Origin of the sequence: Vogesella indigofera (genome assembly GCF_003633895.1) — a bacterium.
Classification (GTDB): Bacteria; Pseudomonadota; Gammaproteobacteria; order Burkholderiales; family Chromobacteriaceae; genus Vogesella; species Vogesella indigofera.
Window position 1 is genome coordinate 101,224 of the sequence record NZ_RBID01000020.1, and the last position, 18,561, is coordinate 119,784.

Genomic DNA, 18,561 nt, shown 5'->3' on the forward strand with positions numbered 1-18,561 from the left:
TGGCCGCAGCGGCGCCGTGCCGCTTCAAGGCCGGCCCGGATGGCAAGCGGCTGATACGGCGTTAGCGGCACCGGCACCCGGCGTGCGCGCGGTCACGCCGCCGTTGTCGTGTTGCCGCGCGCGGCTTGGCGCCACCGTTTACAGGCAGCTGGTTGCCGCATCCAGGATGTAGCCCTCGCCGCGCACGGTGCGGATCAGCCGCGGGTTGCGCGGGTCGTCCTGCAGCTTGTGGCGCAGGCGCGAGATCAGGATGTCGATGCTGCGGTCGAAGGCGTCGACGGTACAGCCGCGGGTCAGGTCCAGCAGCAGCTCGCGGTCGAGGATGGTGCGCGGTCGCTGCAGCAGCACCGACAGCAGGCGGAATTCGGCGTTGGACAGCGGGATCACCACGCCCTGCTTGTCCTGCAGCTGGCGCAGGCCGACGTTGAGGCGCCAGTCGCCGAACTGGATCTGGCGCGGCGGCTTGTCGCTGCCGTGGCTGGCGGCCGGCTGGCGCCCGGCCTGGGTGCGGCGCAGCACCGAGTGGATGCGCGCCACCAGTTCGCGGATATCGAACGGCTTGCTGACGAAGTCGTCGGCGCCCACCTCCAGGCTGATGATGCGTTCGATCGGCTCGCCGTGGGCGCTGATCATCAGGATCGGCACGCTGGACTGGCTGCGGATCTCCTTGCACAGCGTCAGCCCGCTTTCGCCGGGCAGCATCAGGTCGAGCACGATGACGTCGAACTGGCGGCTGGCCATCGCCTCGCGCATGGCGCGGCCGTTGCCGACGCCGACGCAGCTCATCGCGTAGCCGTGCAGGTACTGGCAGATCAGGCTGCGGATGTCTTCGTCGTCGTCCACCACCAGCACGTGCAGCATGGCTGGTGCGGCGCCGGGGGCAACGGTGAGAGCGGGACTGCTGGAAATCATGGGAATCAGGGCCTGCGCCGGAACACGATCGCGCCAGCTTAAACAGCGGCTGCAACGCCGGTGTGTGCGTTGTGTACGGGAATGGATACAAAGCGACAAACTGCCCGCTACATCGCCGCGCGTAGACTGCCGGCTGGCTCTCCCCGTTACCGCCTGGCGCGGCCGTCCCCATGCCCCACTCCTGCTCGCGAACCGCCCGCCTCGGCCTGCTGCTGGCCTGCGCCAGCCTCGGCGGCTGCATCACCATCCAGGCGCTGCCCAACCCGGTGCGCGAGGTATTCACCTTCGGCTTTTCCACCGCCACCGAGATGCAGGCGATGGCGGAAAAGGAACGCCAGGCCAGCGAGCGGCGGCTGGCGCCGTACCCGCAGCTGTGCATCGAGTGGAACGAACGGGTGACGGTGCCGGATTTCCTGCGCGTGGTGGAGGACGGCCTGCGCCGCCGCGGCGTGGCCAGCCAGGTGTACGCGCCGGGCACCCTGCCCGCCGGCTGCGTGGTGCTCAGCTACGCCGCCAGCCGCGCCTGGGAACAGGATTTTGCCTACATGAGCTACGCCACGCTGGCGCTGCGCAAGGACGGCAACGTGCTGGCCAAGGTGGTGTACGAGCCGCGCCGCCTCGGCTTCGACAAATGGGCCAGCACCGAGGCCAAGCTGATCTTCCTGCTCGACCAGCTGCTGTTCAGCGGCGGCCCGCGCGACGTGCGCTAGCTGCCTGCGGCCAACCTTGTGCGCAGAACCTGTGGATGATTTGTAGCGAATGGCTGTAAATGGGGCGATACGGCGTTGAAAACGGTGCCGGAATGCGTGTTCCTGTCTGGCGCAACGCCGCTTCCTCCGCCGTGTTCGTCCTGTTTTGCGTGAGCGCGCGAGATCGTGAAGCGCTCAGTACAGGCTGACCGCGGCGCCGAACAGTAACTGCACCCACGCCAGCACGCCGGCATCCAGCGGCATGTTCTGGTTGACCTGGTCCAGCCGCGCGTTGATCACGTACTTCGACGAGATGCTGTTGCCGGGCTGGATGTGGTTGCCGTTGACGATGCCGGAGAAGCGCAGCACGCTCTGCTTGCCGTTGACCAGCACCGCCTTGTCGCCGCCGACCACCAGATAGCCGTTGGGAAGCACGTCCAGCACCGACACCATGATGTTGCCGTTGACCTTGTTGCTGTTCTTGACGCTGCTCTGGCCGTTGTCGTTGATGCTGTAGTCGGAATCGACATCGACCTCGAACAGCTGCTTGATCAGCCCCGGCATGGTGTGCAGCGCACCGGGGCCGTTGATGCTGGTGGCGCCGCTGGCCTTGTCGTTCAGCTGCCGGCTGCTGCTGCTGCTGACGTCTTCCTCGATGGTGACCACGATGCTGTCGCCGACGTGCTTGGCGATCTGGGTCTCGAAGAACAGCCGCGCGGTGACCGGATTGAAGATGCCGCCGCCGCTGTCCTGCGTCAGCAGCGGCCGCAACTGCGGGTAGCTACTGGTCGGCAGCTGCACCACCGACGGCGTGGTACAGGCCGCCAGCAGCAGCGGCAACAGCAGGGAGACGACACGGTGCATGGCTCGGATCCGGCAAAGTTGACCCCACCATTCAAGCATGCCGCGGTTGTCGCATTACGGCACTTTCGTTTCAAAATGCCGTACTTTGGCTACATATCGCCAACAATGGCGATATCTACCCGCTTGCAGGTGCCGGCGTCGGCCGGCCAGTGCCGTGCCCGGTGGCGACCGGCGCGCATGCTAAAATGCGGCATCGACAGCCACCCGCGAGTATCCCCATGCGTATCGGAACCCCTCTTTCCGCGTCGGCCCGACGCGTCATGCTGCTGGGCAGCGGCGAACTGGGCAAGGAAGTGGTCATCGCCCTGCAGCGCCTTGGCGTGGAAACCATCGCCGTCGACCGCTACCCCGACGCGCCGGCGATGCAGGTGGCGCACCGCAGCCACGTCATCAACATGGCCGACCCTGCCGCGCTGCGTGCGTTGGTGGAGGCGGAGCGGCCGCACCTGATCGTGCCGGAGATCGAGGCCATCGCCACCGAGGAATTGCTGCGCATTGAGGCCGATGGCCTCGCCGAGGTGATCCCCACCGCGCGTGCGGCCAACCTGACCATGAACCGCGAAGGCATCCGCCGCCTGGCCGCCGAGGAGCTGGCACTGCCGACCTCGCCGTACGCCTTTGCCGCGAGCGAGGCTGAGCTGCAGGCCGCCATCGCCGCCGGCATCGGCTACCCCTGCCTGGTGAAGCCGGTGATGTCGTCCAGCGGCAAGGGCCAGTCGCTGCTGCGCGGGCCGGCCGATGTCGCCGCCGCCTGGCAGTACGCGGTCAGCGCCGGCCGCGTCGACAAGGGGCTGGTGATCGTCGAGGGCTTCATCGACTTCGACTACGAAATCACCCTGCTCACCGTGCGCGCCAGTGACGGCGCCGGCGGCATCGCCACCCACTTCTGCGCCCCGGTCGGCCACCTGCAGCAGCGCGGCGACTACATCGAAAGCTGGCAGCCGCAGCCGATGTCGCCGCTGGCGCTGCAGCGCGCGCAGGACATGGCGGCACAGGTCACCGCCGCGCTCGGCGGCCGCGGCCTGTTCGGCGTCGAGCTGTTCGTCAAGGGCGACCAGGTGTGGTTCTCCGAGGTCAGCCCGCGGCCGCACGATACCGGGCTGGTGACGCTGGCCAGCCAGATCTACAGCGAATTCGAGCTGCACGCGCGCGCCATCCTCGGCCTGCCGGTGGACGTCACGCTGCGCAATGCCGCGGCGTCGGCGGTGATCTACGGCGGGCTGGACGAAGCCGGCATCGCCTTCGACGGCGTCGCCGAGGCGCTGGCGGTGCCAGGCGCCGACCTGCGCCTGTTCGGCAAGCCGGAAAGCTTCGAACGCCGCCGCATGGGCGTGGCGGTGGCACGCGCCGACGATATCGCCACCGCGCGCGCGCGCGCACGGCTGGCGGCGGGTAAGGTCAAGCCGGTCAGCGGCAACTAGGCGTTGCGGCCAACCTTGGCCGCACGCGGCAGCACAGAATCAACCAGGAGTGACAGACAGCATGAATGACGAATTGCAGATTGAAGACCTGCTGCCCGGCGACGGCAAGGCGGTGGTCAAGGGCGCGCTGATTACCACCCAGTACCGCGGCTGGCTGGAGGACGGCACCTGCTTCGATTCCTCCTACCAGCGCGGCAAGCCGTTCCAGTGCGTGATCGGCAGCGGCCGCGTGATCAAGGGCTGGGACCTGGGCCTGATGGGCATGCGTGTCGGCGGCAAGCGCAAGCTGTGGGTGCCGGCGCACCTCGCCTACGGCGAACGCCAGATCGGCGCCCACATCACGCCGCACTCCAACCTGATCTTCGAGATCGAGCTATTGGAAGTACTGACCCGCGACGACTGAACGTCACCGCGGCATGAAAAAACGCCCGTTACCGGCTGCCGGTAACGGGCGTTTTGCTGTGCTTCCCTGCTCTGGCGTCAGCCGGCGCTGGTGGCCAGCGCCGGCTGGCGACGCTCGACCAGCAGCAGGTAGATGCCGACCAGTACCCCGAGCGCGCACAGGCTGCTGACATAGTGTGACGGTGCCAGCGGATCGGCCTTCATCCACAGCGTCACCACCATGGGGGTCAGGCCGCCGAAGATGGCATAGGACAGGTTGTAGGAGAACGACAACCCGCTGAAGCGCACCACCGGCGGGAAGGCATGCACCATCACGTAGGGCACGGCGCCGACGATGCCGACTGTGAAGCCGGTCAACGCATACCAGCCGTACAGCGCGCCGCTGCTGATGCTGCTATCGAGTTGGTGATAGAAGTGGTAGCTTGCCAGTCCCAGCAGCAGGCTGCCGACGATAAAGGTGATGCCGCTGCCGATACGGTCGATGATGGCGCCGGCCAGCACGCAGCCGAAGGTCAGCGCCACGATGGCGAGGCTGTTGGCCTTCAGCGAGGTGGCGGCGTCGATGGCGAACTGCTTCTGCAGGTAGGTTGGCGTCATCAGGATCACCACCACGATGGCGGCGGACAGCAACCAGGTCAGCAGCATCGACACCACCACCGCCGGCTTGTGATCGCGCAGCACGGTTTTCAGCGGCATTTCCTCGGCCAGCGCCTTGTTGGCCTGCATTTCGGCAAACACCGGCGTCTCTTCCAGCCAGCGGCGCAGGTACATCGCCATCAGGCCGAAACCGCCACCGAGAATGAACGGAATACGCCATGCCCAGTCGGCGATCTCCGTCGCGCTGTAGCTGGTATTGATGGCGGTGGCGATCAGCGAACCGAGCAGGATGCCGGCAGTCAGGCCGGCGGTCAGCGTGCCGCAGGCATAGCCGATGTGGCGCTGTGGCACGTGTTCGGAGACGAATACCCACGCCCCCGGCACCTCGCCGCCGATGGCGGCGCCCTGCAGGATGCGCAGCGCCAGCAGCAACAGCGGCGCGGCAATGCCGAGGTTGGCATAGGTCGGTAGCAGGCCCATCAGCAAGGTGGGCAAGGCCATCAGCACGATGCTGAGCGTGAACATGCGCTTGCGGCCAAGCAGGTCGCCAAAATGCGCCATGATGATGCCGCCCAGCGGTCGTGCCAGATAACCGGCGGCAAAGATGCCGAAAGTCTGGAACTGGCGCAGCCAGTCCGGCATTTCCGGCGGGAAGAACAGGTTGCCGATCACCACGGCGAAAAAAACGAAGATCACGAAATCGTAAAACTCCAGCGCACCGCCGAGGGCAGCGAGCGACAGCGTCTTGTAATCCTGGCGGTTGAGGGGGCGTGCCGCATGGGCCACGCTACGGTGTGGGTTCATAACGGTAATCTCTTTGGTCTTATTGGTGGTGGGTGCTAACGGTCGGCCTGCCTGCGGCGGCAATGTCGCAATGCGGCAACCGAGTCTGGCAGACTAAACGGCTGTTTCACGATTGGCAATTGTCATTTATGACGTCATGAAGTATGGCATGTGGATCACGTGCGATGGACGGCGCACGGAAAGGATCAGCGGGAAGCGGTGCGGCCAACGTTGGCCGCAAAAAAACCGCCGGCGGGTGCACGGCGGTGTTGTGTATGAGCGATGTGTGATTCGTGACCGGTCTGTGTCACGAATCACACTGTCGTGCCTGTCATTCCATTCAGAACTCGACGGTCACCTTCTTTGCTCCCATCGCCTTGGCGCGGGCGATCAGCTGTTCCAGTGTGGCGTCGGCCAGCAGGATGCCGGCGGCCAGCGGCGCAGCCGGCTCCGCCGCGGTGGCGGCTACCACGGCCACGGGCGGCGTCACCGGGGGTGGCGGGCTGACCGCGGCGCTGGCGCTGTCGGCGAGCAGTGTCGCCAGCACCTTGCTCAGCCGTTCGTAGGCTTCGCGGCTGGGCTTGATGTTGCTGCCGTCCTGCGCCTCGTAGCGCTGGATGGCTGCGGTGGACAGTCCGACCTGGGCCGCCAGCGCGGTGCGTGACAGCTGCAATTGCTTGCGGATGGCTTTCAGCGCCGGGGCAAATTCGGCACTTTCAAAGTCGGGCAGTACGGGCATCGCGCTCTCCAGCAGACGGGAATAAGCGTTGATCATACACAGGATGCGCCGATTAATACAATAAAACATACACCAAACGGTGTCACGCCAAGGTGTGTGTATGGTGTTTGCCACATCTGGCAGATAAATCATACATGAACAGCGATGCGCTGCCGATTAATCATTTCGTTATCAATGGCTTGCGTTTGTTGTGTGATTTATTGCGAAAACACAATCACACCGTGGCAATACAAGTAATCCGGGGGTAAGTCCACCCAAAAGTATGGTTTGTATGATTGTATGAAAGTCGTACCGTGCCCTATTAATACAGTGGTGGCGGCTGGGAGTGGCGCAGCGTTGCTGCCGGTGATGACGGACGCGAGCACCCTGCTGGCGCGATCGATGACAGGTGCACGGTGGCAGGCTGTCATGGCCTGCTGCCAGCGGCTGACAACGGGCGCTCACCCTCAAACGGTGGCTGCCACCGGTGCGTCAGGCTTGGCCGCCACGCCGGCGGCGGTTCAGGCCGCACAGCCGTCCAGTGCCAGCAGCAGCTCGTCGATTTCCTGCAGATGGGTGTCGTCGTGCGCCACCATGTCGGCGACCAGCTCCGCCAGCGTCAGCCGCTGCCGGCCTTCCCAGACGCCGATGCGGGCCTGGGCATCGGCGTCGCAGCCCTGCAGCAGAGCCAGCAGCTCGCCGCGCGCGCGCAGCATGCCGCTGGCCGCCTGCGCGTAATCCTGTGCCTGGTAGTCGCGGGCGATGGCCCACTCGCTGCCGTTGACGCCGTGCAGCAGCGGCTGCGGCTGTTCGAGGATGGCGCGCACGCGCGGGCGGAAGGCGTCGTCGTCGAGATCGCGCAGGTGGCAGAGGTGCTCCAGCGCGGAGAAGCCGATGCCGGCCGGCCGCGTGCGCTGGCGCGCCAGTGGCAGTGCCGCCAGCCGCTGCAGCACCTGTTGCGGCATCGCGGCGAGGCTGGCCAGCAGCTGGTCGAAGCTGCGCGGCTGCGGCAGCGGCGACCACACCGCGCCGTAACTGAAGTAGCCGCCCGGCACCCGCCCGCGCGGGCGCAGCAGCTGGTGGCCGTGGCGGCGCATCACGTCGCCGACCATGGCACCACAGAACTGGCGCGCGCCCTGGTCGGCGGTGACTTCGGCGAACTTGTGCTGTAGTTCGTGGACGATGGCCGTCACCGCCGGGATGCCGGCGCGCGACAGCGCCGCGTATTCGAGGTAGCGCTGCGGGGTGTCGATCAGCTGTTCCAGCTGCTGGCCGAGGGCGCTGCGGCGGAACTGGTCAAAGCGGTTGTGCATGGTGGCAGGCCTAGTAACGTATCAAAATGATACGTTACTTGCTGGCGGCTACCACGGCAAGCCGTTTCCGCCGTGAGCTGACTCGGCCGGGCCGCGCGCCACCATTGCGAACCCGGCTGGGCTGCGCGGGGGCTGGCGATGCCGTCAGGCCTGCGGCCAACCCTGGCGGCGGCTTGCGCGGTGCGAGCCACTACCCGGTCGCGACCTCGCCATACCGTGCGCGCCCGGCCGTGGCCCGGCGCTACAGCGTGCGCGCCAGCGCGATCATCTGTTCCATGCAGCGGCCCCAGCCGTCGTGGAAACCCATGTCGGCGTGGGTCTGGCGGTCGATGGCGTCCTTGTGCAGCACGCGCGCGTTGTAGCGGGTGCCGCCGTCGGCCAGCGCGTCAAAGCTGATGATGGCGGTGAAGAAGGGCTTGCTGGCGGGGCGGAAGCCCGGTTGCAGCGCATCGCTGAACACCAGCCGCCGCTGCGGCACGATGTCGAGGAAGCAGCCGCTGGTCGGGTAGCGGGCGCCGTCCGGCGCCTGCATCACGGTGCGGAACACGCCGCCCGGCTGCAGTTCCATTTCGCACTCGGGGGTGGTCAGCGGCGCCGGTGCCCACCATTGCTGCAGCAGCGCCGGCGTGGTCCACACCCGCCACAGCAGCGCCGGCGGCAGCGCGATGTCGCGGCCCAGTTCCAGGTCCAGGTGTTCGTCGAAGGGTGGCAGGGTCATGGTTGCTCCTTGCTTTGGCTAGGCGCCGGCGGCGGCCAGGGTTGGCCGCAGGCGCGGGTTCAGACGTGCGGGAAATCCGGGTTCCACGCCACTTCCCACAGGAAACCGTCGGCGTCGGCGAAGTAGCCGCTGCGCCCGCCCCAGAACGCGTCCTGTGCCGGCTTGACGATGCGGCCGCCGCGGGCGGCGACTTCGGCCAGCAGCGTGTCCACCTCGGCCGCGCTGCGCACATTGTGCGCCAGCGTAAAGCCGGGGAACGCCGCCGCCGGGCTGTCCGCCACGCCGGCATCGGCGGCCAGCGCCGCGCGCGGATACAGCGACAGCCAGGTGTGGCCGAGTTCGAAAAAGGCGACGCCGGCGCCGTCCGGCATCGCGATCTGCGGCAGCTGCAGCACGTCGCGGTAGAAGGCGGTGGCGCGCGCCAGATCGGCGACGCCCAGGGTGACAAAGCTCAGTCTTGCTTCCATGCGTGGTACTCCCGGTGCCAGGGTTGGCTCATTTGTTGTTGCAGGTGCCGCCGCGCCGGCTCGCCGACGTCGGCGTGGTGCAGGAAGGCATCCAGTGAAATGTTGTCCGGCCACGGCGTGTCGTTTTGTTGTATAGCCTGCATCCGGTCAACACGAAAATGGCGATAGTCGTGGCGCAGCAGGCACCACGCCGCCAGCGTCCAGCGGTCGCCCCAGAAGAACAGCCCCAGCGGCGCCAGTGTGCGACAGCTGGCCTGGCCGGCCTCGTCGCGGTAGTCGATGGCGAGGCAGCGCCGTGTGTGGATGGCGGCGGTGATGCCGCCCAGCCGTTCGCGCGGATAGCCGTGATGGCGCGCGGCAAACAGCGGCGCCGGCGCCAGCCCGGCGGAGCCGAGCACGGCGTGGATCTTGGCCAGCGCGCTGGCGGCCGCGTCGGCGGTGGCATGATCCGCCCACGCCGCCAGCATGCGGGCGCCGACTTCCAGTGCCGACAGCTCGGCCGCGGAAAAGCTCAGCGGCGGCGGGGTGAAGCCGGCTTCCAGCCAGTAGCCCTCGCCGGCCTCGCCGTTCACCGGCGCGCCGCTGGCCATCAGGTCGGCCATGTCGCGGTACACCGTGCGCGGTGACACCTCCAGCCACTGCGCCAGCTGTTGTGCGGTGGTGCGGCGGCGGCCGCGCAGCAGCAGCAGGATCTGCATCAGGCGGTCGGCACGGCGCATGTCAGCCGCCGTCCTGTTGCCGGGCCAGCCGGATCACGGCACGAATGGCGGCGCGCGCCTGCGGGCTATTGCCCCAGCAACTGCTGCGCAGCATGAGGGCGATCTGGCGGCACAGTTCGGCCTCGTCGCTGTCGCGCAGCTGCGCCAGCGACTGGTAGCCCAGCTGTTCCAGCCGCGCGATCACGCTGTCGCCGACGCCGTGCAGGGCGCGCATGGCCTGTCGTTCGTGCTCGGGAAAGGCCATGGGCACTCCTTCAATGCTGAATGGATGACAAGGATAAACCGCGAGCCATGGCGGCGGGATGTTTTGTCAGGCCACACGCTGGTAAAACGCCAGCAGCGCGCTGCCGGGGGCGAGCAGCGACAGGAAGTGCGCGCCGTGCGGATCGTCCGGCCACAGCTCGCACAGCGCGACGGCGCGTTCGCGGCTGTCGGCCAGCACCAGGTCGACATAGCTGTCGTCGTCGCCGCGCCACAGCGTGTGGCTGACAAAGCCGGGCTGGTGGCGCAGCAAGTGCTGTTCCACCGCCTGTGCTGCCTGGCGCAGCGTCGCTTCGCTGACGCCGGGGCGCAGCCGGAAACTGGCGAATTCGAGTCCGCCGATGGGGGGGAGTGTGGTCGTCATGGTGCGGGGCTTTCGTCAAAAAGGGGATAGGCCGGCGCTGGTGGCAACGTGGCCGGCAGCGCGGCCTGCATCGCCGCGGCAATCAGGTAAAAATCGGCGGCGCTGATCTGCAGCTGGCCGAAACGCAGCGGATAGCCCCAGCGTGCCGGGTCGGTGATGAAGGCCAGCTGCGTGAGCAAAGGCCGGATCGGCGCCGCTTGCGCGGCGACAAAGGCGACATCGCGGCGCCACGGCCGGAAGTGCGCGTCCATGCTGACGCGGTACGGCGCGCCGGCGCCGACGCTGCCGATGGCGGTGAACGCCTGGCACCGGCGCGGGCTGCCCAAGGCGTCTTGCGGCGAGTAGTACACCAGGCCGTCGCCGGCCGCCATGCGCGCCAGCGGTGCCGCCTTGCCGTGGCACAGCTGGGCAAAGCCGCCGGCCACACCGCGGGCAACGTGTTCGCGGCAGGCGACGCCGATCCAGTAGCGCCGGCTCATGGCGCGTGGTGCAGGCCGATGTGGTTGCCCTCGCTGTCCTGGAACAGCGCGATGTCGCCGTTGCCGTCCGGCAGCGTCAGGCGCGGCTGCAGGATCACGCCGCCGGCGGCAGCGATGCGCACCAGCAGCGCGTCCATGTCCGGCCCGCTGTCGAGATAGACGCGGCTGCCGGCACTGCCGGCTTGCAAGCGCGGGCTGGCCATGATGCAGCCGGGGTGCTCGCCGCCGGCGGTGCGGAAGACGGCAATCTGTTCGCCCATGAACGGCTCGACGTGCAGTTCCACGTGGAACGTGTCGCGGTAAAAGGCGACCGCGCGCTCGAAATCGGTGGCGGGAATTTCAAACCAGTGAACAAAGGCAGACATGGTGTGGCTCCGGTAGCAGGTTGGCGGCAGGGTTTGCCGTTGCCCAGTATCGCGACCGGCTGCTGACAGCCTGCTGTCAGTAGTCTTTTGTCATGGTGAAATTATTTTCGCCGGCGGCGGCCAGAGCTAGCGTGGCGCTCGTGTCCGGCGCGGCCGCTGGCGCCATGGCCAAGCCGGGAGCATGGCGGCGGGATCGGCAACGGCAGGCCGGCTGCACCGCCAGCTTGCTGGCGGCACCTTCGCCGCTCCGCCGGTGAGTCTCAGCCCTGGCGCAGGCGGCGGTAGAAGGTGCTGCGGCTGATGCCCAGCGCGCGGGCGGCGGCGCTGGCGTTGCCGCCGTGCTGTTGCAGCAGTTGCGCCAGTTGCCCGCTGGCGGCGCTGGCCGCCGCCGGATGGTGTTCGCGCAGGGTGTCCGGCAGATGGGCCAGCCCCAGCTCGGTGCCGTCGTCGACCAGCGCCAGCAGCGTCTTCAGCAGGTTGTCGAGCTGGCGAAGGTTGCCCGGCCACGGGTAGCGGCGGATGAAGTCGGCCAGCGCCGCCGACAGCGTCACCCCGCGCCGCGCGCCGCCGTGCTGCGCCAGCAGGTTGGCCGCAATCTGCGCCACGTCGCCGCGCTCGCGCAGTGGCGGCAGCCGCAGTGGATAGTGGCCGAGGCGGTAGTAGAGGTCGGCACGGAAGCGGCCGGCGGCGACTTCGTGCTCCAGGTTGCGGTGGGTGGCGGCGACGATGCGCACGTCCACCTTCTGGCCGATGCCGCCGCCCAGCGGCACCACCAGCCGCTCCTGCAGCACGCGCAGCAGCCGCGCCTGCAGGCTGGCCGGCATGTCGCCGATCTCGTCGAGGAACAGGATGCCGCCGTCGGCCTCGCGCAGGCGCCCCTTGGCACCCTGCTTGCGCGCGCCGGTAAAGGCGCCCTCCTCATAGCCGAACAGCTCGGCCTCGATCAGCCCCTCCGGAATCGCCGCGCAGTTGACCGCCACCAGCGGCGCAGCGGCGCGGCTGCTGGCGGCGTGCAGCGCCTGCACGAAGCGCTCCTTGCCGACGCCGGTTTCACCCAGCACCAGCACCGGGATGTCGGCCTCCAGCAGCCGCTGCCCGCGCTGCAGCAGGCCGTCCGGCAGCGCACCGGCGTCGTTGCGGCCAACCTTGCTGTCGGCCATCCGGCCGGGGCGCGCGGCGGCGTGATCGGTCGGCACCGCTGCGGGCGCCGCCTGCCGTGGTGTGGGCGGCAGCAGCCGCGCCGAGTACAGCTGGCCGCCGTGACGCAAGGAGGCGGCGCCGATGCCGTGGCGGCTGAGCCAGTGTTCCAGGCTCTGCCCGGCCAGCGCGGCAAAGCGGCTGTGGCCCAGCGCCGGCCAGTCCAGCCCCAGCGCCGCCAGCGCGGCACGGTTGGCCGCGCGCAGCACGCCGTCGTCGTCGAAGCCCAGCCGCCCGCAGCGCGGCGTGGTCAGCGTGGCGGCGTCGGGCGCGAAGCGCAGCTCGAACAGTGCGCCTGCCTGCTCGTCGAACAGGCGCTGCTCGATATGGCGCACCGCCGCCTGCACCTGCTGCTGCTGCGCGTCGCCCAGCTTGCGCGGCAGGCCGGAGACATCGACCACGCCCAGCAGCTCGCCCTGCGGGCTGACGATGGCGCCGGCGGTGCACGACAGCTGGCGGTTGCGCTCCAGGTAGTGCTCGCTGCCGCGTACCCGCACCGGGCCGCCGAGCACCAGCGCGGTACCGATGGCGTTGGTGCCGCGCACGTCCTCGCGCCAGTCCATGCCCGGCAGCAGCGCCACCCGCTCGGCACGGTCGAGAAAGGCCGGGTGCCCCATCTGGTCGAGGATCACGCCGTGGCGGTCGGCGACGATCACCACGTGGCCGTCGTCGACCACGCTGTCGAACAGCGCGTCAATCGCCGGCCGCGCCAGCTGCAGCCAGTCGGCGTTTTCCTGCTGCCGACTGCCGAGGCTGGCGGTGTCCAGCTTGTCCGGCAGCCGCAGCCGCGCCGCCGACAGGCCGAGGCCGAGGCAGCGCCGCCACGAGTGCAGGATCGGGCTGGGCACGCTGTTGTCGGGCAGGGTTTCGCCCTCGAAAAAGCGGCGGCGGATTTCGGCTAGCGGCAAGGACGACATGGTGGCTCCGGCTTGTGTCAGTGTGTCGCGACAGGTGTGTCAGGCTGCGACAGCGGCGCTCGGCTCGCTCCGCCGATTATGCGCGCCCGGGCGTGGCGAACAAGCGCTAAAAAAACAGCGCCGCTGGCGCGCTGCAACATCGGCACGCGGCGGTGGCCGCCGTTGCAAGGTTGGCCGCACGCTGCGGTGCAGCATCAGAAAACGCTGGCACGCGCCGTGCACTGTTGCAGCCACACCCGCTTGAGGTGAGCCAAGACAACAGGAGAGAGACGATGAGCACCATTACCCCGGCCCAGTACGGCCTGAACCTGAAATCCCGCTACGACAACTTTATCGGTGGCCGCTGGTTGCCGCCGGTCAATGGCCGCTACTTCGAAAACCTGACCCCGGTCACCGGCAAGGCGCTGTGCGAGATCGCCCGCTCCGACGAGGCCGACATCGAGCTGGCGCTGGACGCCGCCCACGCCGCCAAGGCCGCCTGGGGCAAGACCAGCGTGACCCAGCGCTCGCTGATCCTGCTGCGCATCGCCGACCGCATGGAGCAGCACCTGCACACCCTGGCCACCGTCGAAACCTTCGACAACGGCAAGCCGATCCGCGAGACGCTGGCCGCCGACATCCCGCTGGCCATCGACCACTTCCGCTACTTTGCCGGCTGCATCCGCGCGCAGGAAGGCAGCCTCGGCGAGATCGACGCCACCACCGTCGCCTACCACTTCCACGAGCCGCTGGGCGTGGTCGGCCAGATCATCCCGTGGAACTTCCCCATCCTGATGGCGGCGTGGAAACTGGCGCCGGCACTGGCCGCCGGCAACTGCGTGGTGCTGAAACCGGCCGAGCAGACGCCGCTGTCCATCCTGATTTTTGCCGAGCTGGTGGGGGATTTGCTGCCGCCGGGCGTGCTCAACATCGTCAACGGCTTCGGCACCGAGGCCGGCAAGGCGCTGGCCACCAGCAAGCGCATCGCCAAGATCGCCTTCACCGGCTCCACCCCGGTCGGCCGCCTGATCATGAACTACGCCAGCCAGAACCTGATTCCGGTGACGCTGGAGCTGGGCGGCAAGTCGCCGAACATCTTCTTTGCCGACGTCGCCGCCAAGGATGACGCCTTCTTCGACAAGGCGATCGAGGGCTTCGTGATGTTCGCGCTCAACCAGGGCGAGGTGTGCACCTGCCCGAGCCGCTCGCTGGTGCACGAGTCGATCTACGACCGCTTCATGGAGCGCGCACTGAAGCGCGTGGCCGAGATCAAGCAGGGCAACCCGCTGGATCCGTCCACCATGATCGGCGCGCAATCCTCGCAGGAGCAGATGGACAAGATCCAGAGCTACCTCGCCATCGGCAAGGAAGAAGGTGCCGCGGTCCTGGCCGGCGGTCAGCGCGCCCACCTCGGCGGCGATCTGGAAGACGGCTACTACATCCAGCCGACGGTTTTCCAGGGCCACAACAAGATGCGCATCTTCCAGGAGGAAATCTTCGGGCCGGTGCTGTCGGTGACCAAGTTCAAGGACGTCGAGGAGGCGCTGCACATCTCCAACGACACGCCGTTTGGCCTGGGCGCCGGGGTGTGGACCCGCGACATGAACACCGCCTTCCACATGGGCCGCGGCATCGAGGCCGGCCGGGTGTGGACCAACTGCTATCACGCCTACCCGGCGCACGCGGCGTTCGGCGGCTACAAGCAGTCCGGCATCGGTCGCGAGACGCACAAGATGATGCTCGACCACTACCAGCAGACCAAGAACCTGCTGGTCAGCTACAGCGAGGACAAGCTCGGCTTCTTCTGAGGCTGAGCGCGGCCGGCGCAGGCCGGCCAGCATCACCGGCGCGGCGGGCTGCCTGCCGCCGCGCCGTACCGCAATACCCGAACGCTGGCGCAGCACGCACCCCCTGCCAGCAGTCGCAGATGAACCATCGCCGGGCCGCAGCATGGCGGCGGGCAAAGCCAGACATAGGGATTACTTACCATGACAACGACCACTTTCTTCATTCCGCCGGTCAACCTGATCGGCGACGGCTGTCTCAACGACGCGCTGCAGGCGATCCGCGGCTACGGCTTCCGCCACGCGCTGATCGTCACCGACGCCGGGCTGGCGCGTGCCGGCGTGGCCGCCAAGGTCGCCGCGCTGCTGCAGGCGCAGGACATCGAGGCCACCATCTTCAGCGGCGCGCAGCCGAACCCGACGGTGGCCAACGTCGAGGCCGGCCTCGCGCTGCTGCGCGAGAAACGCTGCGACTGCGTGATCTCGCTCGGCGGCGGTTCGCCGCACGACTGCGCCAAGGGCATCGCGCTGGTGGCCACCAACGGCGGCCACATCGGCGACTACGAGGGCGTCGACAAGTCGGCCAAGCCGCAGCTGCCGCTGATCGCCATCAACACCACCGCCGGCACCGCCAGCGAGATGACGCGCTTCTGCATCATCACCGACCAGGCACGCCACATCAAAATGGCCATCGTCGACCGCAACGTGACGCCGATCCTGTCGGTGAACGACGCCTCGCTGATGCTGGCCAAGCCGGCGGCGCTGACCGCCGCCACCGGCATGGACGCGCTGACCCACGCCATCGAGGCCTACGTGTCCACCGCCGCCACCCCGATCACCGACGCCTGTGCGCTGCAGGCGGTGCGGCTGATTGCGGCCAACCTGCGCACCGCGGTGCGCAACGGCCAGGACCTGCACGCCCGCGAACAGATGGCCTACGCCCAGTTCCTCGCCGGCATGGCCTTCAACAACGCGTCGCTCGGCTATGTGCACGCGATGGCACACCAGCTCGGCGGCTTCTACGACCTGCCGCACGGGGTGTGCAACGCGCTGCTGCTGCCGCACGTCGAGGCCTTCAACGCCAGCGTCGCCGCCGGCCGGCTGGCCGATGTCGCCGCCGCGATGGGCGAGGATGTCGCGGCGCTGGATGCCGCCGCCGCCGCTGAATGCTGCCTGGCCGCCATCCGCCGCCTCGCCGCCGACATCGACATCCCAGCCCGGCTCAGCGAGCTGGGGGTGCAGGAAGCCGACATCCCGCTGCTGGCCGCCAACGCGCTGAAGGACGCCTGCGGCCTGACCAACCCGCGCCCGGCCAGCCAAGCCGAGATCGAGGCCATCTTCCGCCAGGCGCTCTAACCCGTCCTCCTGGCACGGTACTGCGGCGGCAGGGCTCCCTCCCGCTGTCGCCGCAGTGCTGCTGCCTTGTCCTTGCCCGTCTGATGTGTCGCAACACAGACGGGTTTTTTTGGGCCTATCATTTTGATGTCATGGCTGGCGCGGCACCCTGCCCGCCGGCCGCCGGCGCCACCTTCCGGTGGTCTGCCCGCCCCCAACCGCTGGAGTCCGCATGTCGTTTTTCCGTAACCGAGCCACCCGTGTGCCCGCTGCCGCCAGCGCCATCCCGCCGCTGCAGGTCTTGCGCAGCGACAGCCACAGCTATGAAGCGGCGCTGGCCGCCAGCGCCAGTCCGCGGGTGCGGCTGGTGCTGGGCTACGTCAACCCGTCCGCCAACCTGGAACAGATCGGCCGCTGCATCGCGCGCCATTTCCCGCAGGCGAAGATGCTGCTGACCACCACCGCCGGCGAGCTGTGCAGCCGCCAGGCTGGCGACGCGCTGTACCTGCCGGCCGACGGCCAGTGGCAGAGCATGGTGTTCCAGCTGTTCGACGAGGCGCTGCTGGCCGGGGTGCACATCGAGGCGGTGGCGCTGGCCTGCGACGACATCAAGGCCGGCAGCCCGGTGCTGAGCCACGCCGCGCGCATCGCGCGGCTGCAGGAGCACGTTGGCCGCATCCGGCTGCCGTTCGCGATGCGCCACGACGAGGGCTTCGTGCTGACCCTGGTCGACGGCCTGTCCAATAGCGAGAGCTACCTGCTGGAGGCGCTGTACGAATCCGGCAAGCTGCCCTACCTGTTCGTCGGCGGCTCCGCCGGCGGGCCGCTGGATTTCTCGATGACGCGGCTGTACGACGGCCAGCAGGTGCGCGACGGCCACGCGGTGTTCGCCTTCATCAAGCTGGCGCCGGCCTACCGCTACGGCGTGTTCAAGAGCCAGAACTTCGAGGACAGCGGCAGCCACTTCACCATCGCCGAGGCCAGCACCGAGCTGCGCCGCGTGCACTCGGTGATCGATGAACACAGCGGCGAGATCCGCAACGTGCTCGACGCGCTGTCCGCGCACTTCCGCTGTCCGCGCCAGCAGCTGGCGGCCAAGCTGCAAAGCCACAGCTTCGGCATCAAGATCAATGGCGAGCTGTTCGTGCGCTCGGTGCTGGCGGTGAACGAGGCCGGCGGCTACCTGCAGTTCGCCTGCGACCTCGCCTTCGGCGAGCGGCTGCACCTGCTGCGCAGCACCGATCTCGCCGAGCACACCCGCCGCGACTTTGCCGCCTTCAGCGCCGGCAAGCCGGCCGCGGTCGGCGCCATCCTCAACGACTGCATCCTGCGGCGGCTGAACAACGCCGGCGCGCTGGCGCGTGCCAACGTCTACGGCGACATCCCCGCCGCCGGTTTTTCCACCTTCGGCGAGCTGCTCGGCGTCAACATCAACCAGACGCTGACCGCGATCTTCTTCTACCCGGCGACGGCGGCGTTCAGCGACGATTTCGTCGACCGCTTCCCGGTGCACTACGCCAACTTCAAGAACTACTTCTACCGCCGCGAGCTGGCGCGCGAGCAGATGACCGGGCAGATGAAGAGCCGCGTCATCGCCGAGCTGAACGGCTACAAGAGCTTTGCCGCGCAGCTGATGGCCAGCCTGCCGCTGTTCCGCGATGCCACCACCGAGCTGGTGTCGCATCTGGGCGTGATCGAGAACGACATCCACCGCTTCGGCAGCGAGATCAATCGCGGCGCGCAGACCGCCGGCACGGTGACCGAACGCATCGGCCATCTGGAAAAGGATGCGCAGCAGATCGGCGAGGTGATGCAGATGATCAAGAAGATCGCCGAACAGACCAATCTGCTGGCGCTGAACGCCGCCATCGAGGCGGCGCGCGCCGGTGAGGCCGGGCGCGGCTTTGCCGTGGTCGCCGACGAGGTGCGCAAGCTGGCCAACACCACGCAGTCGAACCTGAATGCCACCGGCGGGGCGGTGGACAACGTGATGAACGGGGTGCGCGATGTCGGCGGCGACGTGCGCGACATGGGCAGCCAGGTCAGCGCCTTTGCCGGCGAGATGGGCAAGGTGGTCGGCACCCTGCAGCAACTGGCTGCAACCTCGCAGCACAGCAAGCTGCGCGTGGACGAGATGCTGGGCCAGACCGAGGCGCTGTACGAAAAGATGCGCGCGGTGGACAAGGAGCTGGACGCGATCCTGAAACTGGAACAGCAGTAAGCCTGCCCGTACTGCGCTTGCGGCCAACCCTGACAGGTTGGCCGCAAGCGTTTGTG

19 protein-coding genes and 1 pseudogene are annotated in these 18,561 nt (G+C 68.2%); 7 read left to right on the forward strand and 13 right to left on the reverse strand.

Features of this window, described 5'->3' with window-relative positions:
- Positions 1–138: 138 nt before the first annotated feature.
- Positions 139–912: a response regulator gene (locus tag C8E02_RS16780; protein WP_245961186.1), complete on the reverse strand. Its 774-nt coding sequence runs from the start codon at positions 910–912 to the stop codon at positions 139–141.
- 170 nt (positions 913–1,082) lie between these two features.
- On the opposite strand from C8E02_RS16780, the gene C8E02_RS16785 reads away from it, so the two are divergent.
- Positions 1,083–1,622: a hypothetical protein gene (locus tag C8E02_RS16785; RefSeq protein ID WP_120812775.1), complete on the forward strand. Its 540-nt coding sequence runs from the start codon at positions 1,083–1,085 to the stop codon at positions 1,620–1,622.
- Positions 1,623–1,796: 174 nt separating this feature from the next.
- On the opposite strand, the gene C8E02_RS16790 is transcribed toward C8E02_RS16785, so the two are convergent.
- Positions 1,797–2,465: a flagellar basal body L-ring protein FlgH gene (locus tag C8E02_RS16790; RefSeq protein ID WP_170152184.1), complete on the reverse strand. Its 669-nt coding sequence runs from the start codon at positions 2,463–2,465 to the stop codon at positions 1,797–1,799.
- A 218-nt stretch (positions 2,466–2,683) separates the two neighbouring features.
- Here C8E02_RS16790 and purT point away from each other — a divergent pair, with 218 nt between their 5' ends.
- Together purT and C8E02_RS16800 are read left to right on the forward strand one after the other, a co-directional pair.
- Positions 2,684–3,886, forward strand: a complete 1,203-nt coding sequence (purT, locus tag C8E02_RS16795; RefSeq protein ID WP_120812780.1) for a formate-dependent phosphoribosylglycinamide formyltransferase — start codon at positions 2,684–2,686, stop codon at positions 3,884–3,886.
- 61 nt (positions 3,887–3,947) lie between these two features.
- Positions 3,948–4,289, forward strand: coding sequence for an FKBP-type peptidyl-prolyl cis-trans isomerase (locus C8E02_RS16800; protein WP_120812915.1), 342 nt, complete (start codon positions 3,948–3,950; stop codon positions 4,287–4,289).
- 77 nt (positions 4,290–4,366) lie between these two features.
- On the opposite strand, the gene C8E02_RS16805 is transcribed toward C8E02_RS16800, so the two are convergent.
- From C8E02_RS16805 to C8E02_RS16855, 11 genes are all read right to left on the reverse strand, one after another.
- Entirely contained in the window at positions 4,367–5,689 is a 1,323-nt protein-coding gene (locus tag C8E02_RS16805) for an MFS transporter (protein ID WP_120812783.1), read from the reverse strand.
- Between the two features lie 319 nt (positions 5,690–6,008).
- On the reverse strand, positions 6,009–6,407 hold the full coding sequence (locus tag C8E02_RS16810; protein WP_120812917.1) for a helix-turn-helix domain-containing protein: 399 nt from the start codon (positions 6,405–6,407) through the stop codon (positions 6,009–6,011).
- A gap of 500 nt (positions 6,408–6,907) precedes the next feature.
- Positions 6,908–7,699 (reverse strand): DinB family protein, encoded by a 792-nt coding sequence (locus tag C8E02_RS16815; RefSeq protein ID WP_120812785.1) that lies wholly within the window; start codon positions 7,697–7,699, stop codon positions 6,908–6,910.
- Between the two features lie 241 nt (positions 7,700–7,940).
- Positions 7,941–8,417, reverse strand: a complete 477-nt coding sequence (locus C8E02_RS16820) for an SRPBCC family protein (RefSeq protein ID WP_120812788.1) — start codon at positions 8,415–8,417, stop codon at positions 7,941–7,943.
- Between the two features lie 59 nt (positions 8,418–8,476).
- Positions 8,477–8,884 (reverse strand): VOC family protein, encoded by a 408-nt coding sequence (locus C8E02_RS16825; protein ID WP_120812791.1) that lies wholly within the window; start codon positions 8,882–8,884, stop codon positions 8,477–8,479.
- A complete protein-coding gene (locus C8E02_RS16830) occupies positions 8,869–9,603 on the reverse strand; it encodes a helix-turn-helix transcriptional regulator (protein ID WP_120812793.1) in 735 nt (244 codons plus the stop codon). Before C8E02_RS16830 ends, C8E02_RS16825 begins: the two co-directional genes overlap by 16 nt.
- 1 nt (position 9,604) lies before the next feature.
- On the reverse strand, positions 9,605–9,847 hold the full coding sequence (locus C8E02_RS16835; protein ID WP_120812796.1) for a helix-hairpin-helix domain-containing protein: 243 nt from the start codon (positions 9,845–9,847) through the stop codon (positions 9,605–9,607).
- 66 nt (positions 9,848–9,913) lie between these two features.
- Positions 9,914–10,228 carry an antibiotic biosynthesis monooxygenase gene (locus C8E02_RS16840; protein ID WP_120812799.1) on the reverse strand — a complete coding sequence of 105 codons (315 nt, stop codon included), beginning with the start codon at positions 10,226–10,228 and terminating at the stop codon, positions 9,914–9,916.
- Positions 10,225–10,707, reverse strand: a complete 483-nt coding sequence (locus C8E02_RS16845) for an EVE domain-containing protein (protein ID WP_120812801.1) — start codon at positions 10,705–10,707, stop codon at positions 10,225–10,227. The genes C8E02_RS16840 and C8E02_RS16845 overlap by 4 nt, the downstream gene beginning before the upstream one ends.
- Complete coding sequence (locus C8E02_RS16850; RefSeq protein ID WP_120812804.1) at positions 10,704–11,072, reverse strand: VOC family protein; 369 nt, start codon at positions 11,070–11,072, stop codon at positions 10,704–10,706. Before C8E02_RS16850 ends, C8E02_RS16845 begins: the two co-directional genes overlap by 4 nt.
- Positions 11,073–11,332: 260 nt before the next feature.
- Positions 11,333–13,186 carry a sigma-54-dependent Fis family transcriptional regulator gene (locus tag C8E02_RS16855; protein ID WP_120812807.1) on the reverse strand — a complete coding sequence of 618 codons (1,854 nt, stop codon included), beginning with the start codon at positions 13,184–13,186 and terminating at the stop codon, positions 11,333–11,335.
- 272 nt (positions 13,187–13,458) lie between these two features.
- Here C8E02_RS16855 and adh point away from each other — a divergent pair, with 272 nt between their 5' ends.
- The 4 genes and pseudogenes from adh to C8E02_RS17860 all read left to right on the forward strand — a co-directional run bounded on the left by adh (position 13,459) and on the right by C8E02_RS17860 (position 18,505).
- Entirely contained in the window at positions 13,459–14,973 is a 1,515-nt protein-coding gene (gene adh, locus C8E02_RS16860; RefSeq protein ID WP_120812810.1) for an aldehyde dehydrogenase, read from the forward strand.
- A 180-nt stretch (positions 14,974–15,153) separates the two neighbouring features.
- Positions 15,154–16,305: an L-threonine dehydrogenase gene (gene yiaY / locus C8E02_RS16865; RefSeq protein ID WP_120812813.1), complete on the forward strand. Its 1,152-nt coding sequence runs from the start codon at positions 15,154–15,156 to the stop codon at positions 16,303–16,305.
- Positions 16,306–16,516: 211 nt separating this feature from the next.
- Positions 16,517–17,689, forward strand: a pseudogene (locus C8E02_RS17855) (FIST signal transduction protein); the annotation flags it as partial.
- Between the two features lie 228 nt (positions 17,690–17,917).
- Positions 17,918–18,505, forward strand: a complete 588-nt coding sequence (locus C8E02_RS17860; RefSeq protein WP_369793043.1) for a methyl-accepting chemotaxis protein — start codon at positions 17,918–17,920, stop codon at positions 18,503–18,505.
- The last annotated feature ends 56 nt before the right edge of the window (positions 18,506–18,561 follow it).

Coding starts and splice junctions, on each gene's coding strand:
- C8E02_RS16850 (WP_120812804.1), bottom strand. CDS start 11,072: ATGTCTGCCTTTGTTCACTGGTTTGAAATTCCCGCCACCGATTTCGAG.
- yiaY (WP_120812813.1), top strand. CDS start 15,154: ATGACAACGACCACTTTCTTCATTCCGCCGGTCAACCTGATCGGCGAC.
- C8E02_RS16835 (WP_120812796.1), bottom strand. CDS start 9,847: ATGGCCTTTCCCGAGCACGAACGACAGGCCATGCGCGCCCTGCACGGC.
- C8E02_RS16855 (WP_120812807.1), bottom strand. CDS start 13,186: ATGTCGTCCTTGCCGCTAGCCGAAATCCGCCGCCGCTTTTTCGAGGGC.
- C8E02_RS16800 (WP_120812915.1), top strand. CDS start 3,948: ATGAATGACGAATTGCAGATTGAAGACCTGCTGCCCGGCGACGGCAAG.
- C8E02_RS16830 (WP_120812793.1), bottom strand. CDS start 9,603: ATGCGCCGTGCCGACCGCCTGATGCAGATCCTGCTGCTGCTGCGCGGC.
- C8E02_RS16840 (WP_120812799.1), bottom strand. CDS start 10,228: ATGACGACCACACTCCCCCCCATCGGCGGACTCGAATTCGCCAGTTTC.
- C8E02_RS16845 (WP_120812801.1), bottom strand. CDS start 10,707: ATGAGCCGGCGCTACTGGATCGGCGTCGCCTGCCGCGAACACGTTGCC.
- C8E02_RS16790 (WP_170152184.1), bottom strand. CDS start 2,465: ATGCACCGTGTCGTCTCCCTGCTGTTGCCGCTGCTGCTGGCGGCCTGT.
- purT (WP_120812780.1), top strand. CDS start 2,684: ATGCGTATCGGAACCCCTCTTTCCGCGTCGGCCCGACGCGTCATGCTG.
- adh (WP_120812810.1), top strand. CDS start 13,459: ATGAGCACCATTACCCCGGCCCAGTACGGCCTGAACCTGAAATCCCGC.
- C8E02_RS16780 (WP_245961186.1), bottom strand. CDS start 912: ATGATTTCCAGCAGTCCCGCTCTCACCGTTGCCCCCGGCGCCGCACCA.
- C8E02_RS16785 (WP_120812775.1), top strand. CDS start 1,083: ATGCCCCACTCCTGCTCGCGAACCGCCCGCCTCGGCCTGCTGCTGGCC.
- C8E02_RS16805 (WP_120812783.1), bottom strand. CDS start 5,689: ATGAACCCACACCGTAGCGTGGCCCATGCGGCACGCCCCCTCAACCGC.
- C8E02_RS16820 (WP_120812788.1), bottom strand. CDS start 8,417: ATGACCCTGCCACCCTTCGACGAACACCTGGACCTGGAACTGGGCCGC.
- C8E02_RS17860 (WP_369793043.1), top strand. CDS start 17,918: ATGGCCAGCCTGCCGCTGTTCCGCGATGCCACCACCGAGCTGGTGTCG.
- C8E02_RS16815 (WP_120812785.1), bottom strand. CDS start 7,699: ATGCACAACCGCTTTGACCAGTTCCGCCGCAGCGCCCTCGGCCAGCAG.
- C8E02_RS16810 (WP_120812917.1), bottom strand. CDS start 6,407: ATGCCCGTACTGCCCGACTTTGAAAGTGCCGAATTTGCCCCGGCGCTG.
- C8E02_RS16825 (WP_120812791.1), bottom strand. CDS start 8,884: ATGGAAGCAAGACTGAGCTTTGTCACCCTGGGCGTCGCCGATCTGGCG.